A 17,032-nucleotide genomic window follows, 5' to 3' on the forward strand; every position below is an offset into this window, starting at 1 on the left:
GACTAAAATAAATCGATTTCGCCCGTCTCAACATCATTCGATTTTGCTAATCCCGCTGCCACGATTTCATCGTAGAAGGTAATGCGATTGCGGCCATTTTGCTTGCTGTAGTAGAGCGCTTGATCTGCTTGGTCCATCAGGGTGACGTGGAAAGTGTCTTTTTGGAATTCGCACACGCCAGCACTTAAGGTAATTGGATCAAGGTTATTCATCACAATCGATTGCACGTTGATAAGAAGTGATTCTAACATTTGTGCACATTCATCGCGGGTAAGATTGCGCATCATCACCACAAACTCCTCGCCACCAAAGCGGAACAGCATGTCATCTTGGCGGAAAGTTTGCTGCAGAACGCGTGATACGTGGATTAATACCTCGTCGCCATATAGGTGGCCGGCACTGTCGTTGATCAGCTTGAAGTTATCGATATCAATGATGGCAATCCAATTAGAGCGCATGTCATTGTCATCGGTAAAAGCGGTGCCTTGGTAAAGTTTTACAATCGACTCTTCAAACGTTTTACGGTTCATTAAGCCAGTCAGTTCGTCGGTTTGCGACTCCGCTAGCAAGGAGCTGAAATTGCTGTAAATACTCAGCATACCCTTGATGATGTAGCTTTCAGACCGGCTTGGTTTGTTGTCCAAGGTAATGATCAAATATTGGTTCTGCTGGCGACTTTGTTGCAAGACATGAAACGAAGTGTACTGATCATCGTGAGCCTTCATTAGCTCATCAAGATGCCAAGTGTTGATGTAATCAAGAGACGCCCGAGTGCTTTCTGGGACACGGATATCTTGGTAGCGGTATTCGCACGATTCACTGTTACTCAGTGAAATTTCCATAGTCGGCTCATCCTGGCCGTTTAAGGTAAGAATCGAAGTGCGGATTGGGCTTAAAATGTCACGGATACTTTTAAGCAGGCTAAAAGCAAGCAATTCCTTGTCGCGTTGCGAAGTAAAATTTTCGATATGGTGCAGGATGTTGTTGGAAATGCTCAAACCTAATCCCCTAGGTGGCTACATATGTTTGACTATGAACTAAAGCATTATAAACCTTATGGATATGGCGATACAGAACTAATTAAGCGAGGCGATTCATCTTATGATTGCGCCCAGAGTGTGATAGAGTCCGCGCCCCAATCATATTTCTAAGAGGTCGCCCAAGTGTATTGTGGATTTGATTACGGTACGTCGAACTGTGCTTTAGGTATTATGCAAGACGGAAAGCCGGTATTGGCTGAGCTGGAAAATAATCACCGTTATCTGCCCTCAACAGTGTATGCACTAAGTCGCGATTTTATTAGTGAAGCTGTCGCCAAAGGTTTATCAGAGAGCTTACGTGCGGACTTTATTGAAAGTCGTAAAGGCATCTTAAGTCGTGCTCGACGTTTTCGTGTTGAAGAAGACTACGAGGCCGATGATCAGGTGTTGTTTTTTGGTCGTGAAGCGTTTTCTGAGTACTACCAATTCCCTGATGAAGGTTACTTTGTTAAATCCCCTAAATCCTTTTTAGGCGGCTCTGGACTGCGTGCTGAGCACATTCAATTTTTTGAAGATGTGGTTGCGGCCATGATGATGAACGTTAAGCGCCGTTCTGAAGCGAGTCTTAAGCAGGAAATGAAGCACACAGTGATTGGTCGCCCGGTTAATTTTCAGGGGATCAATGCCGAAGAGAGCAACCAGCAAGCACTGGAAATCTTAACGGTTGCAGCGCGTCGTGCTGGCTTTGAAAGCGTGGAATTCCAATACGAGCCGATTGCGGCAGGCTTGGACTTTGAGCGAAACCTAGAGCAAGACCAAACGGTATTAGTGGTGGATATCGGTGGTGGTACCAGTGACTGCGCTATGGTGCGTATGGGACCAAGTTACCGAGATCGCCTTGACCGTAGTAACGACTTCTTGGCTTATACGGGTGAGCGAGTGGGTGGTAACGATTTGGATATTCAACTGGCTGGGCGTCAGATGATGCCGTTGTTTGGTATGGGGGCTGAGCTTAAGACCGGCTTGCCTATGCCAACGCAGCTGTACTGGAATGCCGTGACGACCAACGATGTGACGGCGCAAGCCACGTTCAATAGCCTTGAAACCAAGCTGCAAATGGATCACTTACGGTTGGATATGGTGCAGCCAATGCTAATGGATCGCTTTAAAACACTGCGTGAACACAAGCATAACTTCCACATCGTCAAAGACGCTGAAGAAGCTAAGATTCAGCTCTCCGATGCGATGAAAATGCACGTGGATTTAAGCTACATCGAGGCGGGTCTACAGCTGGATTTGGAACGTGAGCAGCTGGCGCAAGCCATTATTCACCCGGTCGAGAAAATGGTTGCCTTGATGCAAGATGCCATTGATCAAGCGGGTGAGCGCCCAGATGTGATTTACATGACCGGTGGTTCTGCCAAGTCACCTGTGATTCAGGCAGCCGTGCGTGAGCACATTGGTGATATTCCATTGCTCGATGGCGACCACTTTGGCAGTGTTGCCAGTGGCCTAACTGTCTGGGCCGATCGCATTTTCCGCTAGACCTTTCTCTTCTAGGATTAAGCGATGGGTAATTCGCTTAATCCTTTCCAACGTGCGTACAGCATGGCTAAGCAAAACAATCCGGCTCCCAGTAGTGCTTCACTCATACCGATTGGCCAAAGGGTCGGATGGAACCAGTGGGTGACGCCTGAGGTAAAGTAAAACAGGCTGATAAAGCACACGCCAATCGCCCCCTTGTAGCTGCCGTTTACACTGCCCCATAGGGATAGGGCAAGAGGCAGTAAAATTGCGCTTAACAATACTAGTGGGTGCTGTAGCTCGATGTCTGACAGCATCAGATGCCACCAAGCGATGACCAGCATTAAGCCCAGATGATTAAGGATAAGAATAGGGCGGTAAGAACGGCATAGGGTGTCGTAGTGCAGCTGCTCTGCTGCGGAGATGGAAAAACGTTTTGCCATGGCTGAGTTCTGCTGCATGCTCTGTGAATGAAAGAGCGAACTATAATACGTGCTAATAGTTCGCCCATCATTGATCTAGGTCGCATTGCTCTGCAGGCCGTTAGCGTTTCTTTAGCTTGGCTGCAAGTTCGGCAATACGTTGACCTTGTGCTTCACACAAGTTGATCTCTTCATCACTCAGTCCTGTGTATTGCGTATGCGGGGCAAAGTGGGTCACGCCATAAGGAGTGCCGCCCGTCGCCGTCGCGATCAGGTCGCGGTTTTTGTAGGGAAGGCCTGCCCAAATCATGCCATGGTGTAGCAATGGGATCATCATCGACTGAATGGTCATTTCATGGCCGCCGTGCATGGTGCTGGCGCTGGCAAAGCCACAAGCTGGCTTATCGGCCAACTGACCACTCATCCAGATCGGACTGGTTTGATCCAACATCAGTTTCACTGGTGCGGCCATGCTACCAAAATAGGATGGTGAACCAATTGCTAGACCATCGCAGTTAACGAAGTCTTCGAGCTCACAGTAGGGATAGCCGTCATCTGGAATCGCAGCACTGGTTTGCTCGTGGCTAAACGAAGCTTCCGGAAGCTGTCGCACGACAACGTTAGTATTCGGGACACGCTGCGCACCGCGGGCGATGTGCTTGGCCATGGCGGCCACGGAGCCGTGGCGTGAGTAAAACACCACTAGGATGTTGGTCGCGCTCATTAGAATAGCTCAAGTATAGATTCTGGTGGTCGACCGATTTTCGCTTGATCGTTATGGATTACAATTGGGCGCTCAATCAACTTAGGGTGGTGAATCATGGCCTCGATCAAGGCATCTTCATTGTGCTCGTCTTTAAGGTTGAGCTCTTTGTAAATGTCTTCTTTGATGCGCATCAGTTCGCGTGCAGAGGTCATGCCTAGCTGTGCTAACAATGTTTTGATGGTATCGGCCGTGGGTGGTGTTTGCAGGTATAAAACCACTTCAGGGGAAATGTTGTTTTGCTCAAGTAGAGCCAGTGTTTCGCGGGATTTTGAGCAACGAGGATTGTGGTAAATAACCGTCATACTTGGCCTCAATAATGGATGTAATATAGCTGAAAGTATGGCGTCTTATGCGAACCAAGACGCAAATAAAAAAGCAGAATGAGGTCCGCTCATTCTGCTTTTTTGGGATTAGCTTACGCTAGTTTTTCTAGTAAGAAAGCCACGGCGTCAGTGACGGCAATGTCTTCGCCTTCGCCAGTTGCACGGCTCTTGTATTCAAGCGTGCCTTCTTTCAAGCCGCGGTCACCGACCACGATACGGTGTGGGATGCCTAGTAGCTCACAGTCAGAGAACTTCACGCCTGGGCGTTCTTTACGATCATCAAGGATCACGTCAACGCCTTTTGCTTGTAGTTCGTTGTACAGTGTTTCACAGGCCTCGCGAACTTCTTCTGACTTCTCGTAGTTCATGCCGACGATCGCTAGCTCAAATGGTGCAATCGATTGCGGCCATTTGATGCCTTGCTCATCAAAATTCTGCTCGATAGCCGCTGCAACCACACGTGAAACACCAATGCCGTAACAGCCCATGAACATCACTTGTGCTTTGCCGTTTTCGTCAAGCACAGTGGCTTTCATTGATTCAGAGTAAGTTTGACCTAGCTGGAAGATGTGACCTACTTCGATACCTCGTTTGATCACGATCTTACCTTGGCCGTCTGGAGAAGGATCGCCTTCTACCACATTACGGATGTCAGCAATTTCAAACTCGTCGCAATCGCGTGCCCAGTTTAGACCAGTCACGTGGTAATCGTCTTTGTTAGCACCGGCACAAAAGTCAGACAGTACGGCAGCAGAGCGGTCAACGACCACGCGAATACCGGCTGCTTTTAGGCCTTGCGGACCGATCGAACCAGGCTGACAGCCGATCTTAGCGATGATGTCCGTTTCAGAGGCGAATTCAAATGGTGCTACCGCGCCTTTGATTTTCTCAACTTTGATTTCGTTGATCGAGTGGTCACCACGAAGCACTAGAGCGATGATGTTTGGCTCGCCGTCTTCGTCCACGCCTTTGATCAACATGGTCTTGATGGTTTTCTCAACTGGAAGATTTAAGAATTCCGCTACAGCTGCAATTGTTTTGCAGTTTGGTGTGAACACTTCTTTTAGTTCTTCGGTTGGTGCATCGGCTGCTTGTTTTAGACAAACCGCTTCAGCCAGCTCTACGTTGGCAGCAAAATCAGAAGAATCACTGAACGCGATATCGTCTTCGCCAGAATCCGCTAATACATGGAACTCGTGTGAGTAAGCACCACCGATAGAGCCTGTGTCCGCCTGTACTGGACGGTAATCTAGGCCAATGCGATCGAATACTTTGCAGTAAGCCGCGTGCATTACATCGTAAGTTTCTTGCAGAGATTCACTGTTAGCGTGAAACGAGTAGGCGTCTTTCATCAAGAACTCACGTGAACGCATCACACCAAAACGTGGACGAACTTCGTCACGGAATTTGGTTTGGATTTGGAATACGTTTAGTGGCAATTGTTTGTAGCTGCTTAGCTCGTTACGGGCGATGTCCGTGATCACTTCTTCGTGGGTTGGGCCAAGGCAGTAGTCGCGGTCATGACGGTCTTTAAGGCGCAATAGCTCAGGACCGTATTTTTGCCAACGGCCTGTTTCTTCCCAAAGTTCTGCTGGCTGAACGCCAGGCATGATCACTTCAAGAGCGCCTGCCTTTTGCATTTCTTCACGAACGATGTTTTCTACTTTCTTAAGAACTTTTACACCCGTTGGTAGCCAGGTGTACAAGCCTTTAGATACTTGGCGGATCATACCCGCACGGATCATAAGTTGGTGACTGGCTACTACGGCATCAGAAGGAGCGTCACGTAGGGTAGAAAAAAGATAGTTGCTTGCGCGCATAATATGTCGTCTTTCTATAAATAAGTGATGAAATTAACCCGCAAAGCGGAATTCAATTTGGCCTTCATTTTCAACATCTAAGGCAAAGATGCCGCCAGCTTGAGGAAATTGCTCAAGTTCAGCGTCTGTTTGTGCTGCTCGGCAAGTGGATACGAATAACGTCTTCATATCTTTGCCACCAAAAGCCACCATGGTTGGGTAGGTCGCTGGCAGCGGGTATTCCGCTAGGATTTCACCCGCTGGGCTGATTTTTACCACGCGTTGCCCTTGGTATAGAGCCGACCAATAATTGCCTTCGCTGTCTACTGCTGCGCCATCAGGGCGGCCGTTGCCACGCGGAAATTCAATAAAGGTACGTTTGTTAGTTGCGGCGCCAGTTGCCACATCGTAGTCAAATTGGTAGACGATGTGATTCGGCGTATCAGAGTAGTACATGGTTTTCTGATCAGGCGAAAAGGCAAGACCATTAGAGGTCCATGCGGCTTGGTCGAGCAAGCGCTGTTGACCCTTTTCAAACTGGTATAAGCCGCCTAGAAAAGCATCTTTTGGCGAATACATGGTGCCCGCCAAGAAACGTCCAGAAGGATCACAACGACCATCGTTGAAGCGCGTGGTTTTTTGATCGTAATCGGCGTGCCAGTAAGCAACTAAAGGAGCGTTAAAGTCTGAAAATGTGTAGACACCAGAGCGAAAGGCTGCGATAAAGCCGCCATTTTCAGCTAGGGAAAAACAACCGATTTCTTCATCGAAGCGGCGCACGGTGTGATCACCAGAAACGGTGTTATAGGCGTGCAATTCGAATGAATCGATGTCAACAAAGTAAAGAGTCTGAGCTTTTTCATCCCAGCGAGGGCACTCTGCGAGTTTGGCTTTTGCGTCTAGGACACAACGCATTTCCGTCATGGGAACTCCAAGTCGTAGGGTAGAATTAAAAATAGAATGCTATAGTGCTTATGTAAGGCCACAAAGTAAATAGGAAGTCAGTTACATGTTTGAATTAGATGCAGTTTTAGAGAGAGATTCGGTGTGGATCGGCGATTTTCCGCTTTGTCAGTTGCGCCTCATTAATAATCGCAATGCTCCATGGTTTATTTTGGTCCCTAAACGTGAAGAGGTTGAGGAGATTCATCACCTCGATCCAGAGGAAAGAATGCAGCTGATGGCAGAAAGTTGCCTCGTAGCGGAAACCGTGCAGGACATTTTTTCACCGGATAAATTAAATGTTGCCGCCATTGGTAATAAGGTACGTCAATTACATCTGCACCATGTTGCCCGCTTTGAGCAAGATGAATGCTGGCCAGAGCCTGTGTGGGGGAAAATATCCCAAGAGGCCTACAGCGAAGAAGAGTTGGCCAGCATTTTGCAAAAAGTAACAGGTCTGCTTGCAGATGATCTAGTGACAGCGTACAAATAGTAGCCAGGTCACTTCGGCGGTGGTTTGAGTCTTGAGCTACAGAAGTGATTCATGGATGCAACGGGAACACAGATAATAAAAGGGCGCCATAAGAATGAGTATCAGACGAAGAAAAAAAGCGATTGGGAAAGTTGTTAAGCTTCTGAATCTTGCAACGTCTACAAATTCAAGTGAATCGTCGATGGCGCTGCGTCATGCAGAGGCAATCATCTTTCAAAATGGTCTGTCTCAGGGTGAAATTCCCATGTATCAGCTGTGTGACCGAGCAATGCTGTTCAAGGTGAACTGGAGCGGTACGCCGCGCTACGCTAAGGTTGAGCGCCCCGCTGTTGCAACAGAATCCTTCGCTCAGCGTCGTTTTAGTGAAAAGCCGACTGAGGCAAGCCGAGCATACGCTAACGCCCGAACCATTCTCGATGATTTGGACGAGGTTGTTAGCCCAGAGCAAGCTACTGCCAATAAGGTTGACGAGCCCGAAGAGGAAGTGATGTCTTCATTTGAGACTGGCGCTTACGAAGCGGAAGATATCGAAACCACGGCAACAGACGATGCACTTGATGTCGAAGTGTTTGCAGCTGAGGTGGAGTCAAGCTTAGATGAAGCCGAGGCTGATATTACGGCTAGTGAACCCCAACAAGATAACATTGATACCCTTGCTGATGCTGACAGTTATGCATCTCAAGACAATTCCTTCTCAGAGCCAGAAATGAACGCAGCCGAAGAAAAAGAGCCGGTAACCGAAGAGCGCTTTTACAGCCACGATAATGTGATTAATGCCGCTAATGCGTTCCGCCCGTCTGGTGAACAATTTAAAGAGACCCTGCGTAATCAGTACGCTTCTAGTAATCCAGATGTGCCGTTTGAACAAGACTCATACTGGACTAAAGTGCATGGCATGTTGGTCGATTTTGATGAGTCCGCTGTGTTGGTGGAAATGGCTGGCTTAGAAGGGCAGCTTGAACAGGCGCAACAGGCCTTGCGCAGCAAACGTAGCGAGCGTGCGGTAGTAGAGCAGGAAGAGCTGCGTGAACGTACTGAACGTGCTCGAATTGAGCAGAGTTTTGAAGAAGCCATGGAGCGTGCGTTTCAAGCAAGAGCCCGTGCGTTTGAAGCATGGGAGGCGAAACGAGCGCAAATGCGCGTCGATTCCATGCGCGCTGAGCAAGATGCGCAGCAAGGCTACTCTGAATTGTCTGATCGCCTGCAAGGCTGTAAAGAGCAATACGCTCAGCACTTGCAGCTAAAAGAAGATTACCGCGCCGCCAAGATCATGCATGAGTTACGTCGCCATTTGGCGCTGGCGGCTCGTGGCGACGAACAGGCTATCGAATCTTATGAAACCGTGATTACGATTATGCAGGACAGTGGCTTGAGTTTGCGCGATTTGGAATTCTCCGATATTCGCAACAAGAGCTTGTTTATTCGTCTGCTTGAACGCGAAAGTGCGCAGATTGCCGATGTGCACCAACGTGAGCTATACACTGAAGAAATGCTAGATAAGTTTCTGATGATGAGTCGTCAGGAGCAATCCGCTAGAGCATCCGAGAACCCTATTGAGCGCGTTGAGCGTCTGCTAAAAAGCATCGAAGGGGTCAGTCACTTTGAAAGTCAGAAAGTGATCGAGCAAGTGTTGCAGCTAATGGAGAACCATCAAATCAGCGTGCGTGATCTAGATTATGGTTGTATCAATAAATACTCGGTGTTTATTTGTTTGATTAACTGGGAGGCGGAGCAAATTCACTCTCTTACTGAGCGTGAGAAGTTCACCACGTCTATTCTGGAAGAATACGTACAGCACTCGGTCAGAAATCCCCGCTCTTCGCAAAAAGCCTAATCGGCGGTTTAAATATAAAGCCTCATTCAGCAAGAATGGGGCTTTTTCATTTTGATTTTCTCCATTGATATTGTGAATGTGCAGTATATTTACTGAAAATTTTGCTTTTGCCTTTTAATGCCACGGCGCATCTTTTAACATTCTGCTTCCCCATAAAAGCATAATTCTCAGCAGGAGAGACGCATGAGCATTATTAAACAGGACGATCTGATCACTAGTGTGGCAGATGCCCTACAGTTCATCTCTTATTACCATCCCCTAGACTTTGTTAAAGCGGTGCACGAAGCGTACGAGCGCGAAGAAAGCCAAGCTGCCAAAGATTCTATGGCTCAGATCCTTATCAACTCACGCATGTGTGCGGAAGGTAAGCGTCCAATCTGTCAAGACACGGGTATCGTGACGGTATTCGTTAAAGTGGGTATGAATGTTCAGTGGGAAAGCTCTATGAGCGTGACTGACATGATTAACGAAGGTGTCCGTCGTGCTTACCTTCACCCAGATAACGTATTGCGTGCGTCAATTCTTGACGATCCTGCTGGTGCACGTAAAAACACCAAAGACAACACGCCTGCTGTGATCCACATGGAAATCGTTCCTGGTGACACGGTTGAAGTGCATGTGGCAGCAAAAGGTGGCGGTTCTGAGAACAAGTCCAAGCTTGCTATGCTAAACCCATCTGACTCAATCGTTGAGTGGGTAAAGAAAACGGTACCAACTATGGGTGCTGGCTGGTGTCCGCCAGGTATGTTGGGCATCGGTATCGGCGGTACTGCTGAGAAAGCCATGGTGATGGCAAAAGAATCTCTGATGGAGCCAATCGATATTCATGAACTGAAAGCGCGTGGCCCACAAAATCGCGTAGAAGAACTGCGTCTAGAAATTTTTGAAGCGGTTAACAATCTAGGTATCGGCGCACAAGGTCTTGGTGGTTTAACCACAGTGCTTGATGTGAAAATCATGGACTACCCAACACACGCGGCGTCTCTGCCAGTGGCGATGATTCCTAACTGTGCGGCAACGCGTCATGCGCACTTTGTGCTAGACGGTTCTGGTCCTGCGGATCTTGTGCCGCCATCACTAGATGATTGGCCAGATATTACCTGGGAAGTGGGTGAAAACGTTCGTCGCGTGAACCTGAATGAAGTGACACCAGAAATGGTGAAAGAGTGGAAACCGGGTGAAACCGTTCTTCTTAACGGCAAAATGCTGACTGGCCGTGATGCGGCACATAAGAAGATGGTGGAAATGATGGCCAATGGCGAAGAGTTGCCAGTGGATCTGAAAGGCCGCTTCATTTACTACGTAGGTCCAGTGGATCCAGTGAAAGACGAAGCAGTAGGTCCAGCGGGTCCAACGACTTCGACTCGTATGGATAAGTTCACTCACACCATGCTTGAGAAAACAGGTCTATTGGGCATGATCGGTAAAGCGGAACGTGGCCCAGTGGCGATCGAAGCAATCAAAGAGTTTGGTGCTGTGTACCTAATGGCAGTGGGTGGTGCAGCATACCTAGTGTCTAAAGCTATCAAGAAAGCCGAAGTGGTGGCATTCCCTGAGCTAGGTATGGAAGCGATCTATGAGTTTGACGTGGTTGATATGCCTGTAACGGTTGCCGTTGATGCTGCGGGTACTTCTGTGCACTTAACAGGTCCTGCTGAATGGAAAGCGAAAATCGAAGCGCAAGTGATTGAAGTGAAGTAAGTTTTAAGACTGCTTTCTTTCCTAAAACGCCCTGCTGGCAGTGTCAGCAGGGCGTTTTTTATTGGCCAAATTGTCAGGCCCATTGCAAAAATTGTCAGTTCTTTGAAAAGAGGGGTTTTTTTGTTCGCTTACTACCATACTATGAATCTGTCAAACAACTTTACATTTTAAGGGTTGATTATGGTTAAGATGCTTTTAGCGGACGATGATGCTCGTCTATCAGATTTGGTAAAGGAATACTTCGACGGTGAAGGTTATGAGGTGACTCATGCTTGGAATGGTCAAGAAGCTTTGGATTACATGGAGCAAGATCGCCCTGATATTGTCATTCTTGATGTCATGATGCCTGTGTTGGATGGCTTTGAAACCTTGAAGCAGATTCGTAATAAGAGTGCGATTCCTGTGATCATGCTAACGGCGAAAGGCGATGATATTGATCGTATTTTAGGGTTGGAAATGGGGGCCGACGATTACCTGTCTAAACCGTTCAACCCACGTGAACTGTTGGCGCGTATTAAAGCTATCTTGCGTCGTTCTTCACAAGAGCGTGAAGACGATCCTATGTCAGATTTGAATCTATCTGATGTGTTATTGCGTCGCCGTGATCGCACCGTTTACTTACACAATGAGCCAATTGAGCTGACTACATCAGAGTATTCTCTATTGGAGTGCATGATGATGGTGCCGGGTCAGGTAATGACGAAACAAGAGCTGTCTGAAAAAGCCTTGGGTCGTAAGCTGACTATGTACGATCGCAGTTTGGATATGCATATCAGTAACCTGCGTAAGAAAGTGGGGAACTTTGAAAACGGTGAGCCGCGTATTAAAACGGTTCGTGGTGTGGGCTACATCTTTGTAGATGGAGCAGAAAACTAAGCCAATAGCGCTGGTTGCCTGATTGTATGAAAAATACCTTTTTACGCGTTTTCTTAGTTGTATTGTTTTCAAACATGGTTGTGGTGGCAATCGGTCTAGGGGTGGTTGACTTTCTAGAAGACCGAGACCAGGTCTCGGCCGATGTGCTGGGCGATATTGGTGTCAGCTTGGTTTCCACCTATGAGAAAGATGGCACTAGCGCATTGCAAGAGCAGGCGCGTCGCTTTGAAAAGCAGCTGCATGGAAGTATTTTTATCTATCAAGAAAATGGGCGTCCCTTGTTGCGCCCATTGCCACGTAATTTTCGCGAGCCGCCTACGCTAGATGATGCTGTAGGGTCCGAAGAGGTACAGGCGCTTGCTGATGCCCGTCGCAGCCAGTTTATTCAAGTAATTGGTGCCAGTAACACCCAGTATTTGTTGGTGTTTAGGCCGCAGGATAATAATGACAGCATTAGCCCTTGGGCGATTGCGATGTTGTCGTTGCTGGGCTTGTTTGTTTCCAGTGGTATCTTGGCCTATTGGTTAATGGGGCCTTTACTGAAATTGCAAAAGATTACTCGATCGTTCGGTCAGGGCGAGATGACCGCTCGTGTCGACAGTCGTTTGGTCAAACGTAAGGATGCGATTGGTAACTTGGCACGTGAGTTTAACGAAATGGCGAGCCGTATCGAGACGCTGCTGACCTCTAAGGAGCGTTTGTTGCGTGATGTATCTCATGAGCTGCGTACACCTTTGGCACGTATTGAGGTGGCGCTAACCATTGCTGAGGATAAGCATGGGCAACCAGCGCAGCAGAATTATCTGGATCGGATTCGTAATGAATTGCATGAGCTCGATGAGTTGATCGGACAAGTATTGACCTTGTCTCGCCTCGAGGCGGCTTCAATGCAAAAGGGACCGATTGAACTGCAATCTTGGTTGACCGATATCGTCGATGATGTGCAATTTGAGTCGCAGTTAAGAGGGATTACCATCACTAAAACGGGGGAGCAGCCCAAGTCCTTGCACGGTGATCCGGTCCAGTTACGCCATGCGGTGGAAAACGTTTTGCGTAATGCCTGCTTTTACTCTGGTGAGGGTGGTATGGTGGAAGTCAGCTCTTCTGAAGTGGACAAACAGGCCATTATTTCTATTAAAGACAATGGGCCGGGTGTGGCGGATGAAATGCTTGAGAAGATCTTTCATGCCTTCTTTCGTTCGTCTTCTGCACGTGAGTCCAACAGCGGTGGATTTGGTGTGGGCTTAACCATTGCTAAGCGAATCGTGCAGGCTCACAATGGCGAAATTCAAGCGTTCAATCGCCCTGAAGGTGGCTTAGAAGTGCGTTTTTGCTTGCCTATTGCATAAATTTAAGCGAAAAACGCTTTTTTCCTTGCATTTGGCGCTTCACCCTGTAGTATGCCCCACCGCAAGTTGGCCAGACAGTCGCCGCTTTGACTTTGTCAAAGGGGAGGAAAGTCCGGGCTTCGCAGGGTGAAGTGCCAGGTAATGCCTGGGGGGCGTGAGCCTACGGAAAGTGCAGCAGAAAATACACCGCCTAAGCAGTTTACTGCCGGTAAGGTTGAAATGGTGCGGTAAGAGCGCACCGCGCACCTGGTAACAGTGTGTGGCAAGGTAAACCCCACTTGAAGCAAGACCAAATAGGAACTCATTGGTGTGACCCGCACTGAGTTCGGGTAGGTTGCTTGAGCTGTGCAGTGATGTACAGCCTAGATGAATGACTGTCCACGACAGAACCCGGCTTATCGGCCAACTTGCTCATTCTCTCCCTCTGTTTTACCTCCAAAGTTAAATTTCTCGAAAGCAAACCGCAGATAAATCCAAAATAGTTCGCCAAATGGCGAATTTTTTTTGGTTTTTTTTTACCTATTCGGAAATTTGGTGTTAAATTGTGGGGTAAAGTGTCGATAAGTGGGATATGGGCATGTTCAGAGGAATTCATCAGGTCAGTGTGGACGCAAAAGGGCGCTTGTCCTTGCCGGCGCGCCTGCGTGATGAATTTGCGCAATACGACGATGCGGGAGTGGTGGTCACCATTGATCCAATGTCCCGTTGTTTATTGCTTTACCCGTTATCTGAATGGGAACAGATCCAAGAGAAGCTGGATCGATTGCCATCCTTTCAACCGCAAGCAAGACGATTACAGCGTTTGCTAGTGGGGCATGCGACCGATTTGGAGCTTGATAGTGCGGGAAGGTTGTTGTTGCCTGCGCCATTACGAGAGTTTGCCAAGATCGATCGTAAAACCACCTTGTTAGGTCAAGGTAAGAAACTGGAAATTTGGGGCTTGGAAGAGTGGGAAGCTCAGCGTGAGGAGTACCTGTCCGAAGTCAGCCTAGAAAATTTAGAACTCGATACATTAATGGATATCTCTCTATGACAGATACAACACCAGAACACATCAGTGTCATGCTGAACGAATCGGTCGACATGCTGGTGACTGATCCGGCTGGGACATACGTCGATGGAACGTTTGGTCGCGGTGGGCATACACGTTTGGTGTTGTCACGCTTAACGACCGGCAAAATGCTGGGCTTTGATAAAGACCCAGTGGCCATCGGTCATGGCAAGGCGCTTGAGGCTGAAGACTCGCGTTTTACCATCGTACAAGACAGCTTTGCCAGCATGGCAGAGCACATTCCAGAAGTGTTTGGCACAGACAAAGTTGACGGTGTGATGATGGACCTAGGGGTGTCATCGCCACAACTTGATGATGCTAGCCGTGGTTTTAGCTTTATGAATGACGGCCCGTTAGATATGCGCATGAACCCGAATGCGGGTATGAGTGCAGCTGAATGGATCGCAGTCGCTGCGGAAAAAGAAATTGCCGATGTTATGTATCAATACGGTGAAGAGCGTTATTCCCGCCGTATTGCCCGTGCCATTGTGGAATACCGTGCACATACGCCAATTACAACCACCAAGCAGCTTGCCAAAATTGTTGCTGAAGCTCATCCCGCTTGGGAAAAGGGTAAGAACCCAGCCACGCGTGCTTTCCAAGGGATACGTATCCATATCAATAACGAGCTTGGCGATCTAGAAACGGGTCTTGAAGCCGCGGCGCAAGCCTTGAAAGTAGGTGGCCGTTTAGTGGTGATTAGCTTTCACTCGTTGGAAGACCGCATTGTTAAGCAATTTATGAAAAAGATGTGCAAAGGGCCAGATTTGCCACGCCATTTGCCGATTCCTAATACCCATCTGGATATTCATTTCAAAACCGTGGGTAAGGCGATTAAGCCTTCGAAAGGGGAAGTGAATGATAACGTTCGCTCACGCAGTGCGGTGTTGCGTGTAATGGAGCGAATCAGTGAGTAGCCAGACGGCAAAATTGGTGTCTTTTCTAACAACTCTGTTGTTGTTAGGAGTGATGGCGATTGTCTTGGTTATTCAGGTGTATGACTTTCGTAGGGACTTTGCGTACCTGCAAAAGCTAAAAAAAGACGAAGTGAACTATGAGGTGGTTTGGGGGCAGCTATTGTTGGAACAAAGCGCCCTGACCCAACCAAGTCGATTGGAACAAGCAGCAATAAGGGATTTGAAAATGCATGCTCCGACCCCGGAAGAATTGGTCATTGTGAAACCATGAACACGAACGAACGTAGTTTCTCACCCAGCCGTTGGCGCCTACATTTGGTGTACGGCATCGCCTTATTACTGTTCTCTGTTGCAGCAGGGCGCCTGTTTTATTTAACCGTTCTTGATAAAGAATTCCTGCAGAACCAAGGCGAGATGCGAGCGGTTCGCACTGAGTCGATTCCGGCGACTCGAGGGATGATCTTGGATCGTAACGGCGAACCCTTGGCGGTCAGTACGCCGACTTGGACGGTGATTGCCAACCCTAAAGATCTTTGGGCCCTAGCGACGGATCCAGAAAACTTGGCTAAGCCGTTAGGCGAGCGAAAATCACCTGAGCAAGAAATTGCTCGTCTTGCAGAGGCTATGGGTGTCGGTTCGGCGCTTTTGAAAGAGCGTTTTGAAGTCAATCGCAACAAAGGATTCATGTATCTGAAGCGTCAAATTCCGCCGCATGAAGCGGAAGCGATCTTAGACGCTCAAGTGGTGGGCGTCAGCAAGATTAAAGAATACAAACGCTTTTATCCTGCGGGTGAAGTCACTGCGCAAGTGGTCGGCTTTACCAACATTGATGATAGAGGCCAAGAAGGCCTTGAGCTCGCTTACGATCAGGCTTTGCAAGGCAAGCCTGGTAAGTTCTCTTACATGAAAGACCTAAAAGGCAACATTATTCGCACTCTGGGCGAAGAGGTGCCTGAGCAGGCTGGTGAAAATATCGAGCTAAGTATCGATATGCGTCTGCAATATCTTGCTTACCGCGAACTTAAAGCGGTGGTTACTGAGCAGCGTGCCAGCTCAGCGTCAGCGGTGATCTTAGATGTGCGCACGGGTGAGATCTTGGCGATGGTCAACCAACCATCCTTTAACCCAAATGATCGCTCAGATCTTGAACCTGAAGAGTTGCGTAACCGTGCGGTTATCGACTTGTTTGAGCCGGGTTCAACCATGAAACCTTTTTCGGTAACAGCGGCACTTCGCTCTGGTCAATACAATACCGAATCCATCATTGATACCAGCCCAGGCTATATGAAATTTGGTCGCTACACGATTCGCGACTTTAGAAACTACGGCAAAATCGATTTGGAAACCGTGTTGGTAAAATCGAGTAACGTGGGTACGTCACACATTGCGCTCTCGCTACCGCAGGATACCATCTGGAATATGTTCTATGAGTTGGGGATTGGTTCTCCTGTTGGTTTAGGATTTCCTGGTGAAACCACTGGTAAACTTCCTATGCACCCGAAATGGCATCCCTCTGAAATTGCGACCTTGTCTTACGGTTATGGTCTAGCGGTGTCGACCTTACAGTTGGCACAGGCATATATGATTCTTGCGAATCATGGTTACAAGGTGCCAGTGACGATCTTTAAGCAGGATATTCCACCGCAAGGTGATCAGGTTATTCCGGCAGACATTGCCCAAGATGTGGTGCATATGCTTGAAGCCGTAATTACCAAGGGTTCGGGTAAGAAAGCGCAGATTCCTGGCTACAATGTAGCGGGTAAGACAGGTACCGTGCATAAAGTTGGTGAAAGCGGTTACGAATACGATCAATATATTTCTCTGTTCGCTGGCATTGCCCCAGCCACTAATCCACGTTTGGCCATGGTGGTAGTGGTTAATGACCCTAAAGGTCGAAAATACTACGGTGGTGAAGTCTCCGCGCCAGTATTTTCACGTGTGATGGAGGGCGCTTTGACTGCGTTAAATATTCCACCAGATCGTCCGGAAGGTTTGCGTGAAGTGCGCCTAGAAGAGACGGAGAAGGCTCCTTATCGAATCGTACAAGGAAACTGA

The 17,032-nt window shown here is 48.2% G+C and carries 16 protein-coding genes and 1 other RNA gene; 11 read left to right on the forward strand and 6 right to left on the reverse strand.

All coding sequences use genetic code 11. From position 1 onward, the window contains the following. Positions 1-2 precede the first annotated feature (2 nt). The gene (locus tag ACOSVP_RS02705; RefSeq protein ID WP_487345975.1) at positions 3-998 is read right to left on the reverse strand and encodes a GGDEF domain-containing protein; all 996 of its coding nucleotides are present in this window, start codon (positions 996-998) and stop codon (positions 3-5) included. A 165-nt stretch (positions 999-1,163) separates the two neighbouring features. On the opposite strand from ACOSVP_RS02705, the gene yegD reads away from it, so the two are divergent. Continuing rightward, the gene (gene yegD, locus ACOSVP_RS02710; RefSeq protein ID WP_487345976.1) at positions 1,164-2,525 is read left to right on the forward strand and encodes a molecular chaperone; all 1,362 of its coding nucleotides are present in this window, start codon (positions 1,164-1,166) and stop codon (positions 2,523-2,525) included. Positions 2,526-2,542: 17 nt separating this feature from the next. Here yegD and ACOSVP_RS02715 read toward each other — a convergent pair whose 3' ends face one another. From ACOSVP_RS02715 to ACOSVP_RS02735, 5 genes are all read right to left on the reverse strand, one after another. Then, positions 2,543-2,947 carry a DUF2069 domain-containing protein gene (locus ACOSVP_RS02715; RefSeq protein WP_487345977.1) on the reverse strand — a complete coding sequence of 135 codons (405 nt, stop codon included), beginning with the start codon at positions 2,945-2,947 and terminating at the stop codon, positions 2,543-2,545. Positions 2,948-3,047: 100 nt separating this feature from the next. Further along, positions 3,048-3,650 (reverse strand): NAD(P)H:quinone oxidoreductase, encoded by a 603-nt coding sequence (wrbA, locus tag ACOSVP_RS02720; RefSeq protein WP_487345978.1) that lies wholly within the window; start codon positions 3,648-3,650, stop codon positions 3,048-3,050. Continuing rightward, positions 3,650-3,994 (reverse strand): arsenate reductase (glutaredoxin), encoded by a 345-nt coding sequence (arsC, locus tag ACOSVP_RS02725; protein WP_487345979.1) that lies wholly within the window; start codon positions 3,992-3,994, stop codon positions 3,650-3,652. The genes wrbA and arsC overlap by 1 nt, the downstream gene beginning before the upstream one ends. Positions 3,995-4,107: 113 nt before the next feature. Beyond that, positions 4,108-5,835, reverse strand: a complete 1,728-nt coding sequence (locus ACOSVP_RS02730; protein WP_487345980.1) for a proline--tRNA ligase — start codon at positions 5,833-5,835, stop codon at positions 4,108-4,110. Positions 5,836-5,868: 33 nt separating this feature from the next. Then, positions 5,869-6,738 carry an SMP-30/gluconolactonase/LRE family protein gene (locus ACOSVP_RS02735; protein ID WP_487345981.1) on the reverse strand — a complete coding sequence of 290 codons (870 nt, stop codon included), beginning with the start codon at positions 6,736-6,738 and terminating at the stop codon, positions 5,869-5,871. 85 nt (positions 6,739-6,823) lie between these two features. Between ACOSVP_RS02735 and ACOSVP_RS02740 the strand changes: the two genes are divergently transcribed. From ACOSVP_RS02740 to ACOSVP_RS02785, 10 genes are all read left to right on the forward strand, one after another. Beyond that, positions 6,824-7,249 carry an HIT domain-containing protein gene (locus tag ACOSVP_RS02740; protein ID WP_487345982.1) on the forward strand — a complete coding sequence of 142 codons (426 nt, stop codon included), beginning with the start codon at positions 6,824-6,826 and terminating at the stop codon, positions 7,247-7,249. A gap of 94 nt (positions 7,250-7,343) precedes the next feature. Further along, positions 7,344-9,083, forward strand: coding sequence for a DUF2786 domain-containing protein (locus tag ACOSVP_RS02745; RefSeq protein ID WP_487345983.1), 1,740 nt, complete (start codon positions 7,344-7,346; stop codon positions 9,081-9,083). 183 nt (positions 9,084-9,266) lie between these two features. Then, entirely contained in the window at positions 9,267-10,784 is a 1,518-nt protein-coding gene (locus ACOSVP_RS02750) for a fumarate hydratase (protein WP_487345984.1), read from the forward strand. A 180-nt stretch (positions 10,785-10,964) separates the two neighbouring features. Next, positions 10,965-11,660, forward strand: a complete 696-nt coding sequence (locus tag ACOSVP_RS02755; protein WP_487345985.1) for a response regulator transcription factor — start codon at positions 10,965-10,967, stop codon at positions 11,658-11,660. Positions 11,661-11,686: 26 nt separating this feature from the next. After that, entirely contained in the window at positions 11,687-13,009 is a 1,323-nt protein-coding gene (locus tag ACOSVP_RS02760) for a sensor histidine kinase (protein ID WP_487345986.1), read from the forward strand. A gap of 62 nt (positions 13,010-13,071) precedes the next feature. Beyond that, an RNA gene (gene rnpB / locus ACOSVP_RS02765) (RNase P RNA component class A) lies at positions 13,072-13,423 on the forward strand. Positions 13,424-13,586: 163 nt separating this feature from the next. Next, on the forward strand, positions 13,587-14,042 hold the full coding sequence (gene mraZ, locus ACOSVP_RS02770) for a division/cell wall cluster transcriptional repressor MraZ (protein WP_487345987.1): 456 nt from the start codon (positions 13,587-13,589) through the stop codon (positions 14,040-14,042). Continuing rightward, a complete protein-coding gene (gene rsmH, locus ACOSVP_RS02775) occupies positions 14,039-14,977 on the forward strand; it encodes a 16S rRNA (cytosine(1402)-N(4))-methyltransferase RsmH (RefSeq protein ID WP_487345988.1) in 939 nt (312 codons plus the stop codon). The genes mraZ and rsmH overlap by 4 nt, the downstream gene beginning before the upstream one ends. Then, entirely contained in the window at positions 14,970-15,248 is a 279-nt protein-coding gene (ftsL, locus tag ACOSVP_RS02780) for a cell division protein FtsL (protein WP_487345989.1), read from the forward strand. The genes rsmH and ftsL overlap by 8 nt, the downstream gene beginning before the upstream one ends. After that, complete coding sequence (locus ACOSVP_RS02785; protein WP_487345990.1) at positions 15,245-17,032, forward strand: peptidoglycan D,D-transpeptidase FtsI family protein; 1,788 nt, start codon at positions 15,245-15,247, stop codon at positions 17,030-17,032. Before ftsL ends, ACOSVP_RS02785 begins: the two co-directional genes overlap by 4 nt.

This window comes from Marinomonas sp. HM11-D, assembly GCF_057626615.1.

Bases quoted from the DNA above. Each gene is read 5' to 3' on its own strand.
- ACOSVP_RS02715 (WP_487345977.1), bottom strand. From the start codon at position 2,947: ATGGCAAAACGTTTTTCCATCTCCGCAGCAGAGCAGCTGCACTACGAC.
- wrbA (WP_487345978.1), bottom strand. From the start codon at position 3,650: ATGAGCGCGACCAACATCCTAGTGGTGTTTTACTCACGCCACGGCTCC.
- arsC (WP_487345979.1), bottom strand. From the start codon at position 3,994: ATGACGGTTATTTACCACAATCCTCGTTGCTCAAAATCCCGCGAAACA.
- ACOSVP_RS02730 (WP_487345980.1), bottom strand. From the start codon at position 5,835: ATGCGCGCAAGCAACTATCTTTTTTCTACCCTACGTGACGCTCCTTCT.
- ACOSVP_RS02735 (WP_487345981.1), bottom strand. From the start codon at position 6,738: ATGACGGAAATGCGTTGTGTCCTAGACGCAAAAGCCAAACTCGCAGAG.
- ACOSVP_RS02740 (WP_487345982.1), top strand. From the start codon at position 6,824: ATGTTTGAATTAGATGCAGTTTTAGAGAGAGATTCGGTGTGGATCGGC.
- ACOSVP_RS02745 (WP_487345983.1), top strand. From the start codon at position 7,344: ATGAGTATCAGACGAAGAAAAAAAGCGATTGGGAAAGTTGTTAAGCTT.
- ACOSVP_RS02750 (WP_487345984.1), top strand. From the start codon at position 9,267: ATGAGCATTATTAAACAGGACGATCTGATCACTAGTGTGGCAGATGCC.
- ACOSVP_RS02755 (WP_487345985.1), top strand. From the start codon at position 10,965: ATGGTTAAGATGCTTTTAGCGGACGATGATGCTCGTCTATCAGATTTG.
- ACOSVP_RS02760 (WP_487345986.1), top strand. From the start codon at position 11,687: ATGAAAAATACCTTTTTACGCGTTTTCTTAGTTGTATTGTTTTCAAAC.
- mraZ (WP_487345987.1), top strand. From the start codon at position 13,587: ATGTTCAGAGGAATTCATCAGGTCAGTGTGGACGCAAAAGGGCGCTTG.
- rsmH (WP_487345988.1), top strand. From the start codon at position 14,039: ATGACAGATACAACACCAGAACACATCAGTGTCATGCTGAACGAATCG.
- ACOSVP_RS02785 (WP_487345990.1), top strand. From the start codon at position 15,245: ATGAACACGAACGAACGTAGTTTCTCACCCAGCCGTTGGCGCCTACAT.